The sequence below is a fragment of the Lysobacter sp. GX 14042 genome, from assembly GCF_021390425.1.
In the GTDB taxonomy this organism is placed as follows: Bacteria; Pseudomonadota; Gammaproteobacteria; order Xanthomonadales; family Xanthomonadaceae; genus Novilysobacter.
Map to the genome: position 1 here is coordinate 12,103 of NZ_JAJUWY010000001.1, position 21,002 is coordinate 33,104.

A 21,002-nucleotide genomic window follows, 5' to 3' on the forward strand; every position below is an offset into this window, starting at 1 on the left:
CTTCTCCCGCTACTTCCGACTGTCAACTCACCGCCTCTTGGAACGGCCAAAGGCCGGGGGCTTTCGCCCCCAGCCCTGGCTGGTCGCCGGTGTTGCCAGGCGACGCAAGTACTGCTTACTTCAGCTCGGCGCTGGCGCCGGCGGCCTCGAGATCCTTCTTGATCTTCTCGGCCTCGTCCTTCGACAGGCCTTCCTTCACTTCCTTCGGCGCGCTCTCGACCAGGTCCTTGGCCTCCTTCAGGCCCAGGCCGGTGATGGCGCGGACGACCTTGATGGTCTCGACCTTCTTCTCGCCGGCGGCCTTCAGCACGACGGTGAACTCGGTCTGCTCCTCGACGGCGGCGGCAGCGGCGGCCGGGGCCGCGGCGGCGACCGGGGCGGCGGCGGAGACGCCGAACTTCTCCTCCATCGCCTTGACCAGCTCCATCACTTCCATGAGGGACTTCTCGGCGATCGCGTCGATGATCTGCTCGTTGCTCAGGGACATTGCTATTACCTCGGGTTTTTAGGTTTGGAAACGTCTTGGGTCACGGGAATGCCGCAACCGAACTGGGTCTTCAGGCCGCCTTAGCCTGGCCAGCCGCGTTGATGACGCGGGTGACCTGCGACGCCGGCTCGCTGAGCAGGCGCACAAGCTGGGTGGCGGGCTGGGTCATGACGCTGAGCAGCATCGACAGCGCTTCATCACGGGTCGGCAGGGAAGCCAGGACATCCACATGGGTGCCCGGGTACTTCTGCCCGCCCAGCGAGACGAGGCGCGGCTTCAGCTTGTCGTTCGCCTTGGCGAACTCCTTGATCAGGCGTCCGGCAGCGCCGGGGTCCTCCTGCGAGAAGGCATACAGCAGGGGGCCGACCAGCTCGTCCTTGACGACGGCATAGTCGGTGTCCTCCACCGCCCGGGAGACCAGCGTGTTCTTGGCAACCTTCAGATACACGCCCGACTCACGGGCCTTCTTGCGCAGGTCGGTCAGCTGGCCGACCGTGAGGCCCACGTACTCCGCGGCGACCAGCGAGTGCGCCGTGGAGGCGACCTCGGCCAGTTCGGCAACGACTTCCTGCTTCTGGGTCAGATTGAGAGCCATTGCACTCCTCCGTACTTCAACTCCACCGGGTGCGACATGCACGTCGGCGGTACTTCGGCCGGCACCGTCTGGCCCGGCGCCGGGGACACCTGGAGGTGTCCGGTGGTGGCCGTTTCCAGGAAACCTGGAGGGTCGGCAACCATCTGCGCAGGCCCGGCCCCGGGGGACTGGATTAAGCGGACCCGTTGGTGGCGGCGGCGATTCCCTGCCAGTACGAGCTTCCCTGCCCGCCTCCGCCACGCGCTGTCCGCGCCTGCGGTCTTTGACGGCCATCGTCCCGGCGAACCGGGACAACCGCCCTCAAAACCCTTCGGCGGGCCGCACCGGGCGGCCCGCCGGAATTGCTATCAACGCGCGAGCGCGAGGCTCGACTGGTCGACCGGCACGCCGGGGCCCATCGTCGAGCTGATGGACACCTTCTGCAGGTACGCACCCTTGGCGGTCGCCGGCTTGGCCTTGACCAGGTCCGACAGCAGCGCCTCGAGGTTGTCCTTCAGCTTGCCGTCCTCGAAGTCGATCTTGCCGATCGTGCAGTGGATGATGCCGGCCTTGTCGGTGCGGTAACGCACCTGGCCGCCCTTGGCGTTCTTGACCGCCTCGGCCGCGTTCGGCGATACCGTGCCGACCTTCGGGTTCGGCATCAGGCCACGCGGGCCGAGCAGCTGGCCCAGCTTGCCGACCACGCGCATGGCGTCGGGGGTGGCGATCACGACGTCGTAGTTCAGGTCGCCGGCCTGCATCTTCTCGGCCAGGTCGTCCATGCCGACGATGTCGGCACCGGCGGCCAGGGCCTCGTCGGCCTTGGCACCGGCGGGGGCGAACACCGCCACGCGCACGCTCTTGCCGGTGCCGGCGGGCAGCACGGTCGAGCCGCGCACCTGCTGGTCGGACTTGCGCGCATCGACGCCCAGGCGCACGGCGACGTCGACGGACTCGACGAACTTGGCACGCGCGGTGTTCTTGATGATGGCGATGGCCTCCTCGAACGGATAGGCCTTGCCCGGGACCACGGCGGCCTTGATGGCCTTCTCACGCTTGTTCATTGCCATCTCTTCAGCCCTCCACCGACAGGCCCATGGAGCGGGCGGTGCCCGCGATGGTGCGGACCGCTGCTTCCAGGTCGGCCGCGGTCAGGTCGGGCTCCTTCGACCTGGCGATCTCCTCGAGCTGGGCACGGGTGACCTTGCCCACCTTTTCGGTGTTCGGGCGCTTGGAACCGCTCTGCACGCCAGCGGCCTTCTTCAGAAGGATGGTCGCGGGCGGCGTCTTGGTGATGAAGGTGAAGGTGCGATCCGAGTACGCGGTGATCACGGTCGGGATCGGCAGGCCGGGCTCGAGCTTCTGCGTGGCTGCGTTGAACGCCTTGCAGAACTCCATGATGTTCAGGCCGCGCTGGCCCAGCGCGGGACCGACCGGCGGCGACGGATTGGCCTGACCGGCCTTGACCTGCAGCTTGATGTAGCCGACTACTTTCTTAGCCATTTGCGAGTTCTCCGGGTGCGAACGCCCTTCAGGGCTCCCCATCGGACCGGGAGGGTACGTGTCCCGGCATCACGTCTGGTGCTGGCCCGGCAAACGCCTGGACCTTTGCCCGGCACTCGCGCAGGCGAGCCGGGCATTATAGCAACGGGCGCGCCGCCGTCCAGGCGGAGCGCCTGAGGCCGTTCAGGCCTTCTCGACCTGCCCGAACTCCAGCTCCACCGGAGTGGACCGGCCGAAGATCAGCACTGCCACGCGCAGGCGGCTCTTCTCGTAGTTGATCTCTTCGACCACGCCGTTGAAATCGTTGAACGGACCGTCGGTGACGCGGACCATCTCACCCGGCTCGAACAGGACCTTCGGACGCGGCTTCTCGACGCCTTCCTGGACCCGGTCGAGGATCTGCGCGGCCTCGTGGTCGGCGATCGGCAGCGGACGGTCGGCGGTGCCGCCGATGAAGCCCATGACCTTCGGGGTTTCCTTGATCAGGTGCCAGCACTCGCTGTCGATGCGCGGGATGCCGCCCTCGTCGTGGGTGGCGATCTGCACCAGCACGTAGCCGGGGAAGAACTTGCGCTCCGAACGGCGCTTCTGCCCGCCGCGCATCTCGACCACTTCCTCGGTGGGCACCAGGACCTCGCCGAAGCGCTCCTCCATGCCGGCGCGGGCAATGCGGTCGCGCAGCGCCTGCGCCACGGACTTCTCGAAACCCGAATAGGCGTGCACCACGTACCAGCGGCGGCCGTCGGGCGTCTGGACCTCGTTATCGTCTTGCACCTGAGTCATCTCCTTACTGGCCCAGAAGCCACTTGACCGCCGCCTGGATCAGCACGTCGAAGCCGGCCATCAGCAGGCTGATGATGATCACGGCGATGGCCACGACCCAGGTGGTCCGGGTCGCTTCCTGGCGGGTGGGCCAGACGACCTTGCGCAGCTCGAAACGCGATTCCGACAGGAAGCCGCGGGTCTGCGCGCCCAGGGCGGTGGTCATGAACAGGCCCAGGCCCACGGCCAGCCCGGCGAGGACGGCGAGCGCCCGGATCGCGCCCGGCCACTGGCTGAACCAGTAGAAGACGAACACTCCGGCGAGGACCAGCAGCACCGAGGCAACATGCTTGACGATGTCGCCGGCGTTCTGGGGGCGGGGCTGCTCGACCTTGCTGTTCATCCGTCTCGCGTCGCGCGTGCCGCTTGCGCGACCGCGTCATCAGGTGGCACGCCAGGAGGGACTCGAACCCCCAACCTGCGGTTTTGGAGACCGCTGCTCTGCCAATTGAGCTACTGGCGTATGTACTGGTTCCGGAAAAGGCAACGGCGGCCTGCGCCGCCCTGCCATTCCCGGCGATTGTGGATCCCCGCTTCCGCGGGGATGACGCGCCGGCACAGGCGGCTGCGCTTACGCGCAGCCGCGCCGGTGCATCACTTGAGGATCTTCGCCACCACGCCGGCGCCGACGGTACGGCCGCCTTCGCGGATCGCGAAGCGCAGGCCCTCGTCCATCGCGATCGGGTTGATCAGCTCGACCACCATCTTCACGTTGTCGCCCGGCATCACCATCTCGGTGCCTTCCGGCAGCGTCACCGCACCGGTGATGTCGGTGGTGCGGAAGTAGAACTGCGGACGGTAGCCCTTGAAGAACGGGGTGTGGCGCCCGCCCTCGTCCTTGCTCAGCACGTACACCTCGGCCTCGAAGCCGGTGTGCGGCTGGATCGAACCCGGCTTGGCCAGCACCTGGCCACGCTCCACGTCGTCACGCTTGGTGCCGCGCAGCAGCAGGCCCGCGTTGTCGCCCGCCTGGCCCTGGTCCAGCAGCTTGCGGAACATCTCCACGCCGGTGACCGTGGTCTTGGTGGTCGGGCGGATGCCGACGATCTCGACTTCCTCGCCCACCTTGATCACGCCGCGCTCGATGCGCCCGGTGACCACCGTGCCGCGGCCGGAGATCGAGAACACGTCCTCGACCGGCATCAGGAAGGTCTTGTCGACGTCGCGCTCCGGGGTCGGGATCCAGCTGTCGAGCGCGTCGACCAGCTTGATGATCGCCGGCACGCCGATGTCGCTCTGGTCGCCTTCCAGCGCCTTCAGCGCCGAACCCTTCACGATCGGGGTGTCATCGCCCGGGAACTCGTACTTGGACAGAAGCTCGCGCACTTCCATCTCCACCAGCTCCATCAGCTCCTCGTCGTCGACCATGTCGGCCTTGTTGAGGAACACCACGATGTACGGAACACCGACCTGGCGCGCCAGCAGGATGTGCTCGCGGGTCTGCGGCATCGGGCCGTCCGCCGCCGAGCACACCAGGATCGCACCGTCCATCTGCGCCGCACCGGTGATCATGTTCTTCACGTAGTCGGCGTGGCCCGGGCAGTCCACGTGCGCGTAGTGGCGGCTGTCGGACTCGTACTCCACGTGCGAGGTCGAGATCGTGATGCCACGCGCCTTCTCTTCCGGCGCACGGTCGATCGCGTCATAGGCGCTGAACTCGCCGCCAAAACGCTCCGCGCCCACCTTCGTCAGCGCCGCCGTCAGCGTGGTCTTGCCGTGGTCGACGTGACCGATGGTGCCCACGTTCACGTGCGGCTTGGTGCGCTCGAACTTACCCTTGGCCATGGCTTTTCTCGATGAAGTCGTACAGGGGTACGGATGAGTGTGGTGCTCACGACTGGAATCGAACCAGTGACCTCCTCCTTACCAAGGAGGTGCTCTACCGACTGAGCTACGTGAGCGAATCTTTTGCCAGGCAGGTGGATCGTCGCGGCATCAATGGAGCGGGAGACGGGAATCGAACCCGCACCATCAGCTTGGAAGGCTGAGGTTCTACCATTGAACTACTCCCGCGCCGGACACGCCTGCTTGGGTGTTGCTGCCGGAGGCTGGTAAGGCACCCGGATGGAACTGGTGGAGGGAGGTGGATTCGAACCACCGAAGGCGTAAGCCAGCAGATTTACAGTCTGCCCCCGTTGGCCGCTTGGGTATCCCTCCAGCGAGCCCGCAATTCTGGCGATGCCGGAATTGGAAGTCAACGCCTTTTTAGACATTGAAGCGAAAATGCAGGATATCGCCCTCCTGCACGCGGTACTCCTTGCCCTCCAGCCGGAGCCGGCCGGCCTCCCGCGCGCCCGCTTCGCCACGATAGCGGATGAAGTCGTCGTAGGCGATCGTCTCGGCGCGGATGAAGCCCTTCTCGAAGTCGGTATGGATCACCGCGGCCGCCTGCGGGGCGGTCGCGCCGGCCCGCACGGTCCAGGCACGGACCTCCTTGACCCCGGCGGTGAAGTAGGTCTGCAGGCCGAGCAGCATGTACGCGGCGCGGATCACCCGGTCCAGACCGGGCTCGGCCAGCCCGAGGTCGGCCAGGAAGGTGTCGCGGTCCTCGTCGTCGAGCTGGCTCAGCTCTTCCTCGATCGCCGCCGACACCGGCACCACCCCGGCGCCCTCGCCCGCCGCCCGCTCACGCACCGCGTCCAGCAGCGGGTTGTCGTCGAAGCCGTCCTCCAGCACGTTGGCCACGTACATGACCGGCTTGGAGGTGAGCAGGAACAGGTCGCGGATCGCGGCATGGTCGTCGTCCGACAGATCCAGCGCGCGCACCGGCCGGCCTTCGGCCAGCCCGTCGCGGACCCGGCCGAGCACCTCGGCCCGCACCTTCGCGTCCTTGTCCCCGGACTTGGCGTTGCGCTCGGCGCGCTGCAGCGCGCGCTCGGTCGAATCCAGGTCGGCCAGCGCCAGCTCGGTGTCGATGGTCTCGATGTCCGACACCGGGTCCACCCGGCCGGCGACATGCACGATGTCGCCGTGCTCGAAGCAGCGCACCACGTGGCAGATCGCATCGACCTCGCGGATGTGGGCCAGGAACTTGTTGCCCAGGCCCTCGCCGCTGGCGGCGCCGGCGACCAGGCCGGCGATGTCGACGAACTCGACCGCGGTCGGGATCACCTTCTGCGGGTTGATGATCTCCGCCAGCGCATTCAGCCGCAGGTCCGGGACCGGCACCACGCCCACGTTGGGCTCGATGGTGCAGAAGGGGAAGTTGGCCGCGGCGATGCCCGCCTTGGTCAGCGCGTTGAAAAGGGTCGACTTGCCGACGTTCGGCAGGCCGACGATGCCGCACTTGATGCCCATTCAGTTCTTGCCCGTGTGGAGGCGTTTCATGGCCTCGTTGAAGTCGCCCTCGATCGCCAGCGGAAGCACGTCCAGGGCGTCGTCGATGGCACGGTGGATGAGGGTCTCATCCTCGCCCGAAGGCCGGCCGAGCACCCACGGAGTCACCAGGTCCCTGTGCCCCGGGTGGCCGATGCCGACCCGCAGGCGGTGGAAGCGCCCATGCCCGAGCAGCCGCATGGTGTCGCGCAGGCCATTCTGGCCGCCATGGCCGCCATTGAACTTCAGCCGCGCGGTGCCCGGCGGCAGGTCGAGCTCGTCATGCGCGAGCAGGGCCTGCTCCGGCTCGATCTTCCAGTAGCGCAGGGCCGCGGTGACCGACTTGCCGGACAGGTTCATGAAAGTGGCCGGCTTGAGCAGCCGGAGGGTGGTGCCGCCGACGCTGGCCTGCGCCGACTCGCCGAACAGCCTGGCATCCACCGCGAATCGCGCCCCGAGCGTGCTTGCCAGGGCGTCGACAAACCAGGACCCGGCGTTGTGCCGGGTCCGGGCGTACTCGGGGCCGGGATTTCCCAGCCCCACGATCAGGCGCAGACCGTCGTTTCCGGTCACTCGCCGCCGGACTCCCCGTCCCCGGCCGCCTCGCCGTCGACTTCCTCGTCGGTCCCGCCGGTGCGGCCCTTGCGGGCCACGACCACGGCGATGTCCTGGTCCGGGCCGAGCGCCAGGCTCGGGATCTCGACACCCTCGGGCAGCTGGACCTGGGACAGGTGGATGGTGTCACCCAGTTCCAGGTTGGCCAGGTCGACGACGATGTTCTCCGGCAGGTCCTTCGGCAGGCAGCTGACCTCGACCTGGTTGAGCTCCTTCATCACGATCACCTCGGCGTTCTTGCCGGCCGGCGAGGTCTCCTCGTTGATGAAGTGCAGCGGCACCGAGGCGCGCAGGGCCTGCTTCTGGTCGATGCGCTGGAAGTCCAGGTGCATGATCACCTGCTTGTACGGGTGGCGCTGGATGTCGCGCAGGATGACGCTCTCGACCTTGCCGTCGACTTCCAGGTCCAGGATCGAGGAGTAGAACCACTCGTTCTGCTGCGCCAGCCAGACCTTTTCCTGGTCGAGCTGGATCAGCTGCGGCTCGGACTTGCCGCCGTAGATGATGCCGGGAAGGGCCCCGTCGCGACGCAGGCGGCGGCTCGCACCCTTACCCTCGACGCTGCGGCCGGTGGCCTTGATGGTGGTGTGTGTGGACATTTGCGTTTGCTCTTGTGGTACTGCGTTGGACCGCCTCGCGGCGGCGGGTGGGCTCGCCCGCGACCAGGCGAGCCGGAAAGGACGGGGTCAGTCGACGTAAAGCGAGCTGACCGACTCGCCGAAGGCGATCCGGCGGATGGTCTCGGCCAGCAGCTCGGCGACGCTCAGCTGGCGCACCCGGCCGCAGTCGCGGGCCGCCGGGCTGAGCGGGATGGTGTCGGTGACCACCAGCTCGTCGAGCTGGGAGCCGCTGATGTTGCTGATCGCCGCGCCCGACAGCACCGGATGGGTGCAGTAGGCGACGACCTTGTTGGCACCGTTGGCCTTGAGCGCCGCGGCGGCCGCGCACAGGGTGCCGGCGGTGTCGACGATGTCGTCCACCAGCACGCAGGTCTTGCCCTCGACGTCGCCGATGATGTTCATCACCGTGGCCACGTTGGCGCGCGGGCGGCGCTTGTCGATGATCGCCAGGTCGGCGTCGTCCAGGCGCTTGGCGATCGCCCGGGCGCGGACCACGCCGCCCACGTCCGGGCTGACCACGACCATGTTGTCGGTGCCGTGCGCGCGCCAGATGTCGGCCAGCAGCAACGGCGAGGCGTAGACATTGTCGACCGGGATGTCGAAGAAGCCCTGGATCTGGTCGGCGTGCAGGTCGATGGTCAGCACCCGGTCGCAGCCGACCGCGCTGAACATCGTGGCGGCGACCTTGGCGGTGATCGGCACCCGCGACGAGCGCGGGCGGCGGTCCTGCCGGGCGTAGCCGAAGTACGGCACCACCGCGGTCACGCTGGCCACCGAGGCACGCTTGAGGGCATCGATCAGCACCAGCAGCTCGACCAGGTTCTCCGCGCTCGGGGCGCAGGTCGGCTGGATGACGAACACCTCCTGGCGGCGGACGTTCTCCTCGATCTCGACCTGGACCTCGCCATCGGAGAAGCGGCTGACCAGCGCCTTGCCCAGCCGGACGCCCAGCTCGCGGCCCACCGCCTCGGCCAGGGGGCGGTTGGCGTTGCCGCTGAATACGAGGAGGTTGCGATCGGTCTGCATGGTCGACTGACTGTTTTGGCAGGGGCGGCAGGATTCGAACCTGCGGATGCCGGGATCAAAACCCGGTGCCTTGGGCCACTTGGCGACGCCCCTTTTGACGTCAGGCCGGCACCTGGGAGCCAGGGGCCGGGAAACCTCGTGCTTCGAGCACGTCCAGCAGCGGCGAGCGCGGCGCCCCGGCCACCAGCCAGGCGTGCAGCCCGGCCGGCACCTGCGCCAGCGCCGCTTCGGCGTCCGCGCGGCTGGCGAACTCGACGAAGCAGCCGCTCCCGGTACCGGTCAGACGGGGCGTGCCGAAGCGCGCCAAGGCGGCGAAGGCGGCCTCCACGGCCGGTTCGCGCCCGCGCAGCACCGGCTCGAAGGCATTCCCGAGCTGCCGGCCCGAAGCGAAGTCGGCTATTGTCACGGGCGGCGCATCGCGCGTCAATTCAGTGGCCTGGAAGAGCACGGCGGTGGGGACCTGGACACCCGGATCGGCAAGCAGGTACCAGGCGGGCGGCAGCCGCAGCGGCCGCAACCGCTCCCCCACTCCTTCCGCCCAGGCGTTGGCGCCGTGCACGAACACCGGCACGTCCGCGCCCAGCTGCAGCCCCAGGGCGGCCAGCCGCTGCGGGCCCAGGCCGGTTGCCCACAGCGCGTCCAGCGCGCGCAGCACGGTGGCGGCATCCGATGACCCGCCGCCGAAGCCGCCGCCGGCCGGGATCCGCTTGTCCACGCGCAGGTCGGCCCCCAGCCCGGTGCCGGAGGCCTGCTGCAGCGCGCGGGCGGCGCGCACCACCAGGTCGTCCTCCGCCGCCACGCCCGGGACGGTCTCGCCGAGGCGCTCGATCCGGCCGTCCGTGCGTACCCGCAGATGCACCGTATCGCCCCAGCCAAGCATCCGGAACACCGTCTGCAGGAGGTGGTAGCCGTCGGCCCGGCGACCCGGGATGCGCAGGAACAGGTTCAGCTTCGCCGGCGCCGGCCAGTCGCTCCAGCCACCTCCCGCGCCGCTCACTCCGCCGTGCCCGACCATTCATCGACCACCAGCTTCACCCGCGCCTGGTCCCGGGTGGCGTCGACCCGCCCCGGCAGGGAACGGGCTGTCGCCGGCTCCTGCGGCCAGGCGTATTCGATCCGCCAGCCGTCCTGCTCGATGGACAGGGGCAGGCCGTCGACACCGTAGTCGATCCGGGCCGGGCCCAGGCCTTCGGCGCGCAAGCCGCGCACCCAGGCCGGCAGCGCGTGCAGCGGCACGTCCCAGCCGGTCGCCTCCAGCAGCAGCAGCCGTGCATCGGGGCCCTGCCGCGATCCACCTTCCAGGCCTTCCAGCACCGCCTGGCCGCCTCCTCCACCCAGATGCCAGCTCTGCCGGGTCACCGGCGCGCTGACCGAAACCTCGAACGCCTCGCCGTGCTGCCGCCACTCGAGGCGGCCACTGCCGCCGCGGCCGGCATTGGACACCGCGATGCGGCCGCCCAGTGCCCAGTCCCCATCGGCGCGCAACGCCTGCTCACGGCGCTGCTGGGCGAGTTCGAAGGTGGCGCGCAGCGCCGGGTCGCCGACCGCCGCCGGTCGCGGCGGGGCGCTGGCGCAGGCGGCCAGCAGCACGGCGGCACACGCCGCGACGGACAGAAGATGCCGGGGACTCATGCGCCGGTGTTCTCCAGGGCACGCTGCAGCGAGCGGTTGTCGGGGTCGATCTCGCGTGCCTGGTCGAACCAGCGCCGCGCCTCGTCACGCCGGCCGAGCACCCACAGCACCTCGCCGACATGGGCGGCAATCTCGGCATCCTTCTGCAGCGAGTAGGCCCGCCGCAGCTCCGCCAGTGCCTCCTGGTGGCGGCCCAGCCGGTACAGCACCCAGCCGTAGCTGTCGACGATCGCGGCGTTGTCGGGTTCGGCGGCGCGGGCGCGGTTGATCAGCTCCAGCGCCTCCTGGTGGCGGTCGGTGCGGTCGGTGAGGGTGTAGCCCAGTGCGTTGAGCGCGGCCACCGACTCCGGCTCGATCACCAGGATCCGCCGCAGGTCGGCCTCGGCCCGGGCGATGTCGTCGCGACGCTCCCAGGCCAGGGCGCGGGCATAGAGGATCTCCAGTTCGTCCGGAAAGGCCGCCAGGCCCCGGGCGTAGGCATCCGATTCGGCCGCCAGGTCATCGTCCTGCGCGTGCAGCGCGGCCTCCATCAGGTAGGCGTCGCGGCGGACTTCGTCGGGTGCGTCGGCCTCGGACTGCAGGCCGTGCAGTTGCGCCACTGCCTCCGCGCCGCGCTCCAGGCCGTGCAGGACGCTGGTGCTGCGCAGCCGCGCGACCCAGCGCTGCGGGCCACCGGGCACCCCGCGATACCACTCCAGCGCCTCTTCCTGGTGCTCGAGGTACTCGGCGATCTGGCCAAGCAGCAGGCGCCGGCGCGGGTCGGGCTCGGATGCGCCCTCGCGCAGTTCGGCGTACAACGCCGCCAGCGCCTCCTTGTCCTCCGCCTGGGCCAGCAGCGAGGCACGCATGGCATAGCTGCGCTCATCCTGCGGCCCGTCGGCCAGGACCTCCGCGGCCGCCTGCGGATCGCCCAGGGCGTCGTACTCGAACGCCACCGCCAGGCGCAGCTCGGCGTCGTACGCGGCACCGGTCGAGACGCCGGCCAGGACCTCGCGCGCCTGCCCGGTGTCGCCGGCCTGGCGCAACTGGCTCGCATGCAGCAGGGCGACCCGCGGCTCATCCGGGAACCGGCGGACCACCCCGGCGACGATCCGCTCGGCCAGTTCCTGCTGTTCCAGGCGCTGGGCGAGGCCGCCGAAGGCCAGCCACGCCTGCAGCGTGTCAGGGATCCTGTCCTGCCGGACCAGGCGCGACAGCACCTCCGCCGAGCGCTCCGGATCGGCCGAGGCCAGTACCCCCAGCGCACGTCGCCAGCCCGCGTCCCCGGGACTGTCCAGCAGCGCCTGCAGGTGCTTCAGCGCCGCCCGTTCCCGGCCCTTGCGCAGGGCGACGGTGGCCTCGGCGGCGGTCAGGTCGACCCCACCCTCGCCGTGTGCGCGCCACAGCTCCAATGCCTCGCCGGCCGCCTGGTCGTCGCGCGCCAGCAGCGCGATCGCCGCGGCGCGGCGGGCCAGGCCGAGCTCGCCGGTGAGCCGGGCGGCTTCGAGATAGCCACGCCCGGCCTCGTCCAGGCGCCCGGCCTGGAGGGCGAATTCCGCCTCGAGCAACGGCTGCAGGGCGCCCGCGAGCGGGTCCGCCTCCTGCTCCGGCGGGGGGCCGGCGGTGGCCGCCAGCGGCAGCAGCATGGCCAGGCCCAGCACGGTGGAAAGCATGAACATCCGCGCGACCGCGCGCCGCGTGGAGTACGGGACCGGCCGACCGGCCGCTAGAATGTCGGCTTTCATCGCGCGCAGCTTAGCGCAAGGACCCTGGCCGGCCGTGTCCGGTTGCCCCGCATGAACCTGCTCGTCCTCGGCATCAACCACCAGACCGCGCCGGTCAGCCTGCGCGAACGGGTGTCGTTTCCGGCCAACTCGCTGCCGCGGGCGCTCGACGAGCTGCGCGGCCTGGGTCCGGTGCGCGAGGCCGCGGTGCTGTCGACCTGCAACCGCACCGAGGTCTACGCCGTCGCCGGCGACGGCGGACAGGCGGTGGCGGACTGGCTGGCCCGCCATGCCGACGAGGGCGGCACGGGGCTGCACGACTACCTGTACCGCCACGCCGACGCGGACGCCGCACGCCACCTGTTCCGGGTCGCCACCGGGCTGGACTCGCTGGTACTGGGCGAGCCGCAGATCCTCGGGCAGGTGAAGCAGGCCTGGGCCGGGGCACGGGGCGCGGGGAGCCTGGGCGGGCAGCTGGACCGGCTGTTCCAGCACGCCTTCACCACCGCCAAGCGGGCGCGCACCGACACCACGATCGGCGCCAATCCGGTTTCGGTCGCCTCGGCCGCGGTGCGCCTGGCGCAGGAATCGTTCGCGCCGATGGAGGACTCGACGGTCCTGCTGGTCGGCGCGGGAGAGACCATCGAACTGGCCGCCCGGCACCTGGTGCAGGCCCGGGTGAAGCGCCTGCTGGTGGCCAACCGGACCCTGGCCCATGCCCAGGAACTGGCCAGCCGCCATGGCGGCTTCGCCTTGCCGCTGGCCGAACTGGGCCAGCACCTGGGCGAGGCGGACGTGGTCATCTCGGCCACCGCCGCCCGCGAGCCGGTGCTGCATGCCGGGCACTTCACCCAGGCACTGGCGCGCCGCCGGAACCGGCCGATGCTGGCACTGGACCTCGCCGTCCCCCGCGACATCGCACCCGCAGCGGGCACGCTGCGCGACGTCTACCTGTACACCGTCGACGACCTGGAGCGCTCGGTGGAGGACAACCGCCGTAGCCGCCGCGAGGCCGCCGAGGCGGCCGAGGCGATCATCGAGCTGCAGGTCGCCCGCTTCATGGAAGGCCTGGCGGTACGGGCGGGCAGCGCCCCGCTGCGCCAGTTGCGCGCCCATGGCGAGGCGGCGCGCGAGGACACGCTGGCCCGCGCCCGCGCACGACTGGCCGCCGGCGAGGATCCGGAACAGGTCCTGGGCTACCTCGCCCACACCCTGACCAACCGCCTGCTGCATGCCCCTACCCTGGCACTGCGGGAGGCCGCGGCCGCGGGCGACGGGGAGCTGGCCCGCGCCGCCCGGCGCCTGTTCGGCGCGGCCGGGGGCGACCCGGAATGAACCCGAACCTGCGACACAAGCTCGAGGCCCTTGCCGAGCGCCGCGAGGAGCTCGAGCGGCTGCTCGCCGACCCGGGGGTGATCGGCGATGCCAGGCAGTTCCGCCAGTTCTCGCGCGAGTTCGCCCAGCTCGAGCCGCTGGCCAACGCCCTGGCGGACGAAGCGGCGGCGCGGGCCGACCTGGCCGCGGCCGAGGCGATGCGCGGCGACCCGGAGCTGCGCGAGCTGGCCGAGGAGGAGATCGTCACCGCCAGCGCACGGCTGGAGGCACTGGATGCCGAGCTGCTCGCCCACCTGGTGCCGAAGGATCCCCGCGACGAGGGCGACCTCTACCTGGAGGTGCGTGCCGGCACCGGCGGCGACGAGGCGGCGATCTTCGCCGGCGACCTGTTCCGCATGTACTCGCGGCATGCCGAGCGCCAGGGCTGGCGGGTGGAGGTCGAGTCGGCCAATCCCGGCGAGCATGGCGGCTTCAAGGAGGTCATCGCCCGGATCGAGGGTCGGGGCGCGTACTCCCGGCTGAAGTTCGAGTCCGGCACCCACCGCGTCCAGCGCGTGCCCGAGACCGAGTCCCAGGGCCGGATCCACACCTCGGCGGCGACCGTGGCGATCATCGCCGTGGAACCGGAAGGCGAGCCGGTCGAACTCAACCCCGCCGACCTGCGGATCGACACCTTCCGCTCCTCCGGTGCCGGCGGCCAGCACGTCAACAAGACCGACTCGGCGATCCGCATCACCCACCTGCCGACCGGCATCGTGGTCGAGAACCAGACCGAGCGCAGCCAGCACGCCAACCGCGACAAGGCGATGAAGCGGCTGGCCGCGACCCTCGCCGAGCAGCAGGCGAGCAAGGCCGCGGCCGCAATCGCCGCCGACCGCAAGCTGCAGGTCGGCACCGGTGACCGCAGCCAGCGCATCCGCACCTACAACTATCCACAGGGACGGATCACCGACCACCGGGTGGACGGCCTGACCCTGTACGACCTGCCGAACGTGCTCGAGGGCGACCTGGATGCGCTTCTGGAACGCTTGCAGTCCGAGCACCAGGCCGACGAGCTGGCCCGGCTGACCGGGGAGGACTGAACCGGCGTGGCCACCAGCGGCGACCCACGCCCGCAGGCACGTGAGGTGGTCCGCCGGCACCCCGGGCACCCCGGCGCGTGGATCATGCTGGCCGAGGCCGAACTGGACGCCGGCGATCCCCGCGCCGGCGAGGCCGCCTGCCATCGCGCCCTGGCCCTTGCCCCGGGCCATCCCGAGGCGCTGGCCCGGCTGGGCCGCGCGCAGTGGATGCTGGGCCGCCATGGCGAGGCGGCGGCAAGCCTGCGCGCGGCCGCCGCGGCCGCGCCCGGGCATCCCGGGATCGCGCTGTGGCTGGGCCATGCGCTGGAAGACGCCGGCGCGCCGGAGGAGGCCGCGCTCGCCTATGCACGCGCCCATGCGCTGGCGCCCGGCGAGCCGCAGATCGCCGCGCACCTGCTCGCCTGGCGGCGGCGGCTGTGCGACTGGCGGGACCTGGACGCCCTGGGCGCACAGGTGCGGGCCGCGGTGCGCAGCGGCCACGCCGCCGTGGAGCCGTTCGCCTTCCTGGCCGAGGACGCAAGCGCCGCCGAGCAGTTGCAATGTGCCCGGCGCTGGGCCGCGCCGGTCGCCGCCTCGGTCCGGCCGCTGCCGCCGGCGCCGGCGCGGCCCGCCGACCGGCCATTGCGCCTGGGCTTCCTGTCCAATGGCTTCGGCGCCCACCCCACCGGGCTGCTGGTGGTCGCGATGATGGAGGCGATCGCCGCATCGGCCGCGGCCGGACTGCACCTGTTCGCGCTCGATCCGGACGACGGCAGCCGGGTCAGGCAGCGGCTCGGGGAGGCGGCGAGGCTGCACGCGCTCGCCGGCCGGGATGATGCACAGGTCGCCGGCACGATCCACCAGGCGGGAATCGACGTGCTGTTCGACCTGCGCGGCTGGGGTGGCGGCGGCCGGCCGCGGGTGCTGGCCTCGCGGCCGGCCCCGGTGCAGGTGAACTGGCTTGCCTATCCGGGCACCTCGGGCGCGCCGTGGATCGATTACGTGCTCGCCGACAGCTTCGTGCTGCCCGCGTCGCTGGCTGCACACTTCAGCGAGAAGGTGCTGCGGCTGCCGCGCTGCTTCCAGCCGTCCGACACCACCCGCGGGCTGCCGCCCGCGCCACCGCGCGACACCTGTGGCCTGCCCGCCGACGCGGTGGTGCTGTGTTGCTTCAACAACAGCTACAAGCTCAACCCGCGCAGCATGGACCGCGCGTTCCGGGTGCTGGCGGGGGTGCCGGGCAGCGTGCTGTGGCTGCTTTCAGGCCCGGGCGGGGCCGATCGCCGACTGCGCGAACAGGCCCGGTCCCGCGGCCTCGACCCGGCCCGGCTGGTGTTCATGGACAAGCAGCCGCACGCCGCGTACCTGGCCCGGCTGCAGCTGGCCGACCTGTTCCTCGACACCCACCCCTACAACGCCCACACCACCGCTTCGGACGCGTTGTGGGCCGGGTGCCCGGTACTGACCTGCCCGGGCGGGACATTCGCCTCCCGGGTGGCGGGCAGCCTCAACCACCACCTCGGGATGCCGGAGATGAATGCCGGCGACGACGACGCCTTCGTGGAGCGGGCCATTACCCTGGGCAACGACCGGGCCGCGCTGGCGGACCTGCGTGCACGGCTGGTCCGGCAGCGACGCGACAGCGGGCTGTTCGACATGGACGGGTTCGCGGCCGACTTCGTCGCCGCGGCGGCGCTCATGGCGCGGCCGCAGTACCCCGCCGGTTCAGCGCACCTGGAAGCCTGATCCCGCCTCGGCCGGGGCGGCATCCGTCCGTTCCAGGGCGTCCACCCGCGCCTGCCGCGGACCACGCCGCAGCCAGGCGGCCAGCGCATCGATCGCCTCCGGCTCCCCGGCCGCCAGCACTTCCACGCCGCCACCTGGAAGGTTCCGGGCAAAGCCGCGCAGTCCCAGCCGTGCGGCCTGTTCACGGGTGCCGGCACGGAAGGACACGCCCTGCACGCGGCCCTCGATGATGAAGCGGGCGGCGCTGCTCATGCTCCGTCCCCGTCGGCCGGCGGAGCCACCGCCTCGCCCGGCGCGGGACCGCCGGCCGCGGCGATCGCCTGCTCCAGGGAGGCCGCGGTGACCGGCCCGAGGAACTCCCCGGCACGGGTCCCGTCGGGTGCGATCAGCCAGGTCATCGGCAGCCCCGGCGGGGCGGGAAAGTCGGCGGGCGGATCGAGGGTGTCGATGATCGCCACCGGATAGGTGACCGGATGGCGGTCGAGGAACTCGCGCATCACGCCGGGCTCGATGTCCTCATAGGCCAGGCCGAGCACCTCGACATGGCTGCGCAGGCTCGCCAGCGCGGACAGCTCGGGCATCTCCTCCAGGCACGGGGCGCACCAGGTCGCCCAGTAGTTCACCACCACCCACTTGCCGCGGTGCGCGGCCAGGTCGTAGGCGGCGCCATCCAGCGTGGTCAGTTGCAGGGAGGGGACCTTCGCCGTTGATGGCGTGGCCGGCGCCGCCACGTCCGGCGCCGGTGCCGCCCCGGCCCCGGCCTGGTTGTTGCCCGTGGCCTCCGGCCCGCCGCGCTGGCAGGCGGAGAGGGCCAGCACGGCCAGCAGGGCGGCAGCAGTGATTCGCACGATGTCCTTACTCCTCGGCATGGATGCTCGACACCCGGCGCTTGAGCAGCTCGCGCAACGGGACCCGCAGCTCGTCCAGGGCATCGCGGGCGGAGCGGCCCAGTGCGTCGTCCTGGCGCGGCAGGTGCGCCTCGGCGACCGGGATCCGCAGCGCGCCGCTCTCATACAGCTCGGCGAGGCTGAGCGTATCAAGGTCGCGTGCCAGGACCCATTCACCGCCCTCGGCGCGGACCACCACGCGGATCGATTCCAGCTGGCCGAGCATCTCCTGCACCAGGCTGTCGGTGAGGATCGGCTCCAGTTCCACGATCTCGTCGGTGTGCAGGCCGTGCCCCTTCCCGCGCGCCTGCGCGAAGCGTCCCAGCAGCCGCAGCAGGCCGTAGAGCTCGTAGCCCTCCGGGATCCGCAACGACACCGGCTGGTAGCGGAAGGCGGCGATCGCCGACGCCACCGAGGCGCCCAGCAGCACCGCCACCCAGCCCAGGAACACCCACAGCAGGAACACCGGCACGAACGCCAGGGTCCCGTAGATGCGCGCATAGCCGGTGAACAGCCCCAGGTAGGCGCCGATGCCCCAGCGCACCAGTTCGAACAGCACCGTGGCCAGCAGCGCCCCGGCCACCGCGTGGCGCAACTGCACGGTGCGGTGCGGGACGACCTTGTAGACCGCGATGAACACCAGCAGCTCCAGCGCCATCGGTGCCAGGCGCAGCAGTTGCTGCTCGAGCAGCACCCCGGCACTGGTGTCGAACACCGACAGCGCGAAGAACCGCGCCGACATCGCCAGGCTGGCCGCACCCAGCAACGCGCCCAGGGTCAGCACCGTCCAGTAGACCAGGAAGCGGATCAGCCGCGGGCGCGCCGAGGGCACCCGCCAGATCCGGTTGAAGGTCGCCTCCACCCCGTTGAGGGTGATCAGCAGCGAAATCACCAGGGCCACCGTGCCGGCGGCGGTCAGCTGGCCGACATTGCCCGAAAGCTGCAGCAGCCAGCCTTCCATCGAGCGCGCGGCCGAAGGCACGAAGTTGGAGAAGATGTAGTCGCTGAGCCGCTCGCTCCACTCGGCGAACACCGGGAAACCCGAGAGCACCCCGAACACCACCATCGACAGCGGCACCAGGGCGAACACCGTGGTGTAGGCCAGCGCGCCGGCGGCCTGGAAGACGTTGTCCTCCAGCACGCGGTGCAGCAGGAAGCGGCCGAAGCTGCGCATGCGCGCCCGGTCGCGCGCGCGCCCCGCCCAGTCGTGGATGATCCGCCGCAGCTCCATCGGCGGCAGCGTACCCGAAGCGCGGTGGCGGGCGCGGCAGCCCGCCGCGGCTGCTCTATCCTTGTGCGCCCTGTTGGCCTGGACCACGACGCGATGCCCGAAATCCTGGTGCTCTATTACAGCCGTGGCGGTTCGGTCGCCCGACTGGCCCGGCAGGTCGCCCGCGGGGTGGGCGAGGTCGACGGAATGCAGGCCCGGGTACGCACCGTGCCGCCGGTGGCCGCGGTGACCCGGGTGGCCGAACCGCCGGTGCCGGAGGACGGGGCGCCGTACGTGGAGCGCGCGGACCTGGAGGAGTGCGCCGGCCTGCTGCTGGGCAGCCCGACCCGGTTCGGCAACATGGCCGCCCCGCTCAAGCACTGGCTCGACGGCCTGGGCGCGGAATGGGCCAGCGGCACCCTGGTCGGCAAGCCGGCGGCGGTGTTCACCTCGACGGCAAGCATGCACGGCGGCCAGGAGTCGACCCTGCTGACGATGATGCTGCCCCTGTTGCACCACGGCTGCCTGGTGATGGGCATCCCCTTCACCGAGCCCTTGCTGTCGACCACCCGCAGCGGCGGCACGCCCTACGGCGCCAGCCATGTGAGCGGGCCGGAAGACGACCCGCGGACCACCGACGAGGAAGCCCGCCTGGCGCGCGCGCTCGGCCGCCGGGTCGCCGCGACCGCGGAGCGGCTGGCATGAGCGGGACGCGCACCCGCCCGGCCGGCGAGCCCACCCTGATCGCCACGCTGGGCGTGCTGGTGGTGCTGTACCTGGCGTGGTTCGTCCCGGCGCGCGAGCTGGTCGCCGCGGCGGTCTTCGCGCTTCCGCCGCTGTGGCTTGCGACCGGTCTGTGGATCGGCCGGCGCAAGCTGGCGATCTGGGCGGCGACGCTGTCGCTGGGCTGGTTCAGCCACGGCATCATGGTGGCCATGACCCGCCCGCCGGAGCGCTGGCTGGCGCTGGGCGAGACCGCACTGGCGCTGGTGGTGCTGTTCGCCGCCTGCCTGCCGGGGCTGAAGGCCGCGCGCGGGCGGCGCCGCAAGCCGTGAACCGGCGCCCGGCGCCTATAATCCGCGTTCCCCAAGCATCACCGGCCTGCAATGGACCAGCTCTGCATCGTCACCACCGGCGGCACCATCGACAAGATCTACTTCGATGACAAGTCGGACTTCCAGATCGGCGAGCCGCAGATCGGCCGGATCCTCGATGAGCTGGGCGTGGCGTTCGGCTACCGGGTGATTCCGATCCTGCGCAAGGACTCGCTGCACCTGACCGATGCCGACCGCGAGCTGATCCGCGACACCATCACCGCCCAGGATGCCCGGCACGTGCTGGTCACCCATGGCACCGACTCGATGGTGGCCACGGCGAAGGTGCTCGAAGCGGTCCCCGGCAAGACCATCGTCCTGACCGGCGCGCTGAACCCGGCGCGCTTCCATGGCTCGGACGCGGAGTTCAACATCGGGACCGCGGTGGGCGCGGTGCAGGCGCTGGCGCCGGGCGTGTACATCGCGATGAACGGGCGGATCTGGGATCCGCGCCACGTGCGCAAGAACGTCGCCGCGAACCGCTTCGAGGCGGCCTGAGGCCTATTCCGCCGGCGGCGGCACCGGTCCGCCCGACGCGACGGTCGCCAGTGAATCGGTCTCGGCGTAGTCGACGTCGGGCCGCCCGTTCATGGCCTGCAGCAGGCGCCCCGCCCCGGCGGCGTCCAGCGGCGCCGGCGTCGCCACCAGGTCGGCGCCGACGGCGAGCCGGCGCTGCCAGTCCAGCCCGTCGAACCCGGCCTGCGCGGCAATCGCCTGCAGGCGCTGCCGCAGTTCGGGGCTGCCGGCCGCGGGGCGGTCGCGGTCAGCGAAGCGGATGATGAAACGCTGCTGGCCGCCGGCCGCCACGGCTCAGAACATCCCGGTTTCGAGCCGGGCCGCCTCGGACATCATGTGCTGGGTCCAGGGCGGGTCGAACACCAGCTCCACGTCGGCCTCGGCGAGGGTCGGGATCAGCTCCAGGGCATCGCGCACGTCCGCGACGAGGATGTCCCCCATCCCGCAACCGGGCGCGGTCAGGGTCATGCGGACGCTGGCCAGGTACTCGCCGTCCTTCTCCGGGTGCGCGTCCAGGGTCGCCTCGTAGACCAGGCCCAGGTCGACCACGTTGATCGGGATCTCCGGGTCGAAACAGGTCCGCAGCTGGCTCCACATCATCCGCTCCACGTCCTCGACCGAGGCCCCTTCCGGCAGTTCAAGCGGCGGCACCGGCTCCTTGCCGATGGCGTCCGCGTCCTGCCCGGCGATGCGGAACAGGTTGCCGTCGACGAACACCGTGTAGCTGCCGCCCAGCGCCTGGGTGATGTAGCCGGCGCTGCCGACCGGAAGGGTGACGTGGTCGCCCTGTGGGACCAGGACGGCGGGGCAGTCGCGCTCGAAGCGGACCGGTTCACTGCTGCGGGAATACATCATT

25 protein-coding genes and 5 tRNA genes are annotated in these 21,002 nt (G+C 70.9%); 6 read left to right on the plus strand and 24 right to left on the minus strand.

Translation table 11 applies throughout. The features are described from left to right. Positions 1-115: 115 nt before the first annotated feature. The 19 genes from rplL to LY625_RS00120 form a co-directional block, all read right to left on the minus strand. Entirely contained in the window at positions 116-487 is a 372-nt protein-coding gene (gene rplL / locus LY625_RS00030) for a 50S ribosomal protein L7/L12 (RefSeq protein WP_233736969.1), read from the minus strand. A 70-nt stretch (positions 488-557) separates the two neighbouring features. Beyond that, positions 558-1,082, minus strand: a complete 525-nt coding sequence (gene rplJ / locus LY625_RS00035) for a 50S ribosomal protein L10 (RefSeq protein ID WP_255703212.1) — start codon at positions 1,080-1,082, stop codon at positions 558-560. A 347-nt stretch (positions 1,083-1,429) separates the two neighbouring features. After that, positions 1,430-2,131 (minus strand): 50S ribosomal protein L1, encoded by a 702-nt coding sequence (gene rplA / locus LY625_RS00040; RefSeq protein ID WP_233736970.1) that lies wholly within the window; start codon positions 2,129-2,131, stop codon positions 1,430-1,432. Positions 2,132-2,135: 4 nt separating this feature from the next. Further along, positions 2,136-2,564: a 50S ribosomal protein L11 gene (gene rplK, locus LY625_RS00045; protein WP_233736971.1), complete on the minus strand. Its 429-nt coding sequence runs from the start codon at positions 2,562-2,564 to the stop codon at positions 2,136-2,138. Between the two features lie 183 nt (positions 2,565-2,747). Continuing rightward, positions 2,748-3,338, minus strand: coding sequence for a transcription termination/antitermination protein NusG (gene nusG / locus LY625_RS00050; RefSeq protein ID WP_233736972.1), 591 nt, complete (start codon positions 3,336-3,338; stop codon positions 2,748-2,750). Positions 3,339-3,351: 13 nt separating this feature from the next. Next, a complete protein-coding gene (gene secE / locus LY625_RS00055; RefSeq protein ID WP_233736973.1) occupies positions 3,352-3,729 on the minus strand; it encodes a preprotein translocase subunit SecE in 378 nt (125 codons plus the stop codon). 44 nt (positions 3,730-3,773) lie between these two features. Continuing rightward, a tRNA-Trp gene (locus LY625_RS00060) sits at positions 3,774-3,849 on the minus strand. A 131-nt stretch (positions 3,850-3,980) separates the two neighbouring features. Continuing rightward, complete coding sequence (tuf, locus tag LY625_RS00065) at positions 3,981-5,171, minus strand: elongation factor Tu (protein ID WP_233736974.1); 1,191 nt, start codon at positions 5,169-5,171, stop codon at positions 3,981-3,983. Between the two features lie 40 nt (positions 5,172-5,211). Further along, a tRNA-Thr gene (locus tag LY625_RS00070) sits at positions 5,212-5,287 on the minus strand. Between the two features lie 38 nt (positions 5,288-5,325). Beyond that, positions 5,326-5,399 (minus strand) — tRNA-Gly (locus tag LY625_RS00075). Positions 5,400-5,457: 58 nt separating this feature from the next. Next, positions 5,458-5,543 (minus strand) — tRNA-Tyr (locus tag LY625_RS00080). A gap of 48 nt (positions 5,544-5,591) precedes the next feature. Then, positions 5,592-6,683 (minus strand): redox-regulated ATPase YchF, encoded by a 1,092-nt coding sequence (gene ychF, locus LY625_RS00085; RefSeq protein WP_233736975.1) that lies wholly within the window; start codon positions 6,681-6,683, stop codon positions 5,592-5,594. Continuing rightward, the gene (gene pth / locus LY625_RS00090) at positions 6,684-7,274 is read right to left on the minus strand and encodes an aminoacyl-tRNA hydrolase (RefSeq protein ID WP_233736976.1); all 591 of its coding nucleotides are present in this window, start codon (positions 7,272-7,274) and stop codon (positions 6,684-6,686) included. Next, positions 7,271-7,915, minus strand: coding sequence for a 50S ribosomal protein L25/general stress protein Ctc (locus tag LY625_RS00095; protein WP_233736977.1), 645 nt, complete (start codon positions 7,913-7,915; stop codon positions 7,271-7,273). Before LY625_RS00095 ends, pth begins: the two co-directional genes overlap by 4 nt. 87 nt (positions 7,916-8,002) lie before the next feature. Continuing rightward, positions 8,003-8,962, minus strand: a complete 960-nt coding sequence (locus LY625_RS00100; RefSeq protein ID WP_233736978.1) for a ribose-phosphate diphosphokinase — start codon at positions 8,960-8,962, stop codon at positions 8,003-8,005. 16 nt (positions 8,963-8,978) lie between these two features. After that, positions 8,979-9,055 (minus strand) — tRNA-Gln (locus LY625_RS00105). 7 nt (positions 9,056-9,062) lie between these two features. Continuing rightward, positions 9,063-9,977: a 4-(cytidine 5'-diphospho)-2-C-methyl-D-erythritol kinase gene (ispE, locus tag LY625_RS00110; RefSeq protein WP_233736979.1), complete on the minus strand. Its 915-nt coding sequence runs from the start codon at positions 9,975-9,977 to the stop codon at positions 9,063-9,065. Next, positions 9,956-10,594 carry a lipoprotein insertase outer membrane protein LolB gene (gene lolB, locus LY625_RS00115; protein WP_233736980.1) on the minus strand — a complete coding sequence of 213 codons (639 nt, stop codon included), beginning with the start codon at positions 10,592-10,594 and terminating at the stop codon, positions 9,956-9,958. The genes ispE and lolB overlap by 22 nt, the downstream gene beginning before the upstream one ends. Continuing rightward, positions 10,591-12,318 (minus strand): tetratricopeptide repeat protein, encoded by a 1,728-nt coding sequence (locus tag LY625_RS00120; RefSeq protein WP_233736981.1) that lies wholly within the window; start codon positions 12,316-12,318, stop codon positions 10,591-10,593. The genes lolB and LY625_RS00120 overlap by 4 nt, the downstream gene beginning before the upstream one ends. A 51-nt stretch (positions 12,319-12,369) precedes the next feature. Between LY625_RS00120 and hemA the strand changes: the two genes are divergently transcribed. The 3 genes from hemA to LY625_RS00135 are packed head-to-tail and all read left to right on the plus strand — an operon-like array spanning position 12,370 to position 16,439. Then, entirely contained in the window at positions 12,370-13,632 is a 1,263-nt protein-coding gene (hemA, locus tag LY625_RS00125; RefSeq protein ID WP_233736982.1) for a glutamyl-tRNA reductase, read from the plus strand. Further along, complete coding sequence (gene prfA, locus LY625_RS00130; RefSeq protein WP_233736983.1) at positions 13,629-14,714, plus strand: peptide chain release factor 1; 1,086 nt, start codon at positions 13,629-13,631, stop codon at positions 14,712-14,714. The genes hemA and prfA overlap by 4 nt, the downstream gene beginning before the upstream one ends. Positions 14,715-14,720: 6 nt before the next feature. Beyond that, positions 14,721-16,439, plus strand: coding sequence for a tetratricopeptide repeat protein (locus LY625_RS00135; RefSeq protein ID WP_343223435.1), 1,719 nt, complete (start codon positions 14,721-14,723; stop codon positions 16,437-16,439). Here the strand turns inward: LY625_RS00135 and yccX are convergent. From yccX to LY625_RS00150, 3 genes are read right to left on the minus strand one after another with little or no spacing between them, the layout of a single operon-like run. Next, a complete protein-coding gene (yccX, locus tag LY625_RS00140; protein ID WP_233736984.1) occupies positions 16,419-16,691 on the minus strand; it encodes an acylphosphatase in 273 nt (90 codons plus the stop codon). The genes LY625_RS00135 and yccX overlap by 21 nt on opposite strands. Continuing rightward, positions 16,688-17,308 (minus strand): TlpA disulfide reductase family protein, encoded by a 621-nt coding sequence (locus LY625_RS00145; protein WP_233736985.1) that lies wholly within the window; start codon positions 17,306-17,308, stop codon positions 16,688-16,690. The genes yccX and LY625_RS00145 overlap by 4 nt, the downstream gene beginning before the upstream one ends. Further along, complete coding sequence (locus LY625_RS00150; protein ID WP_233736986.1) at positions 17,295-18,557, minus strand: YihY family inner membrane protein; 1,263 nt, start codon at positions 18,555-18,557, stop codon at positions 17,295-17,297. The genes LY625_RS00145 and LY625_RS00150 overlap by 14 nt, the downstream gene beginning before the upstream one ends. A gap of 93 nt (positions 18,558-18,650) precedes the next feature. On the opposite strand from LY625_RS00150, the gene wrbA reads away from it, so the two are divergent. From wrbA to LY625_RS00165, 3 genes are read left to right on the plus strand one after another with little or no spacing between them, the layout of a single operon-like run. Continuing rightward, positions 18,651-19,241, plus strand: a complete 591-nt coding sequence (gene wrbA / locus LY625_RS00155) for an NAD(P)H:quinone oxidoreductase (protein ID WP_233736987.1) — start codon at positions 18,651-18,653, stop codon at positions 19,239-19,241. Beyond that, complete coding sequence (locus LY625_RS00160; RefSeq protein WP_233736988.1) at positions 19,238-19,591, plus strand: DUF2069 domain-containing protein; 354 nt, start codon at positions 19,238-19,240, stop codon at positions 19,589-19,591. The genes wrbA and LY625_RS00160 overlap by 4 nt, the downstream gene beginning before the upstream one ends. A gap of 51 nt (positions 19,592-19,642) precedes the next feature. Further along, positions 19,643-20,128 carry an asparaginase domain-containing protein gene (locus LY625_RS00165; RefSeq protein ID WP_233736989.1) on the plus strand — a complete coding sequence of 162 codons (486 nt, stop codon included), beginning with the start codon at positions 19,643-19,645 and terminating at the stop codon, positions 20,126-20,128. A gap of 3 nt (positions 20,129-20,131) precedes the next feature. Here the strand turns inward: LY625_RS00165 and LY625_RS00170 are convergent, their stop codons facing one another. Both LY625_RS00170 and sufT read right to left on the minus strand, forming a co-directional pair. Next, positions 20,132-20,437 carry a hypothetical protein gene (locus LY625_RS00170; protein ID WP_233736990.1) on the minus strand — a complete coding sequence of 102 codons (306 nt, stop codon included), beginning with the start codon at positions 20,435-20,437 and terminating at the stop codon, positions 20,132-20,134. 3 nt (positions 20,438-20,440) lie between these two features. Then, the gene (gene sufT / locus LY625_RS00175) at positions 20,441-20,998 is read right to left on the minus strand and encodes a putative Fe-S cluster assembly protein SufT (protein WP_233737538.1); all 558 of its coding nucleotides are present in this window, start codon (positions 20,996-20,998) and stop codon (positions 20,441-20,443) included. Between the last annotated feature and the right edge of the window lie 4 nt (positions 20,999-21,002).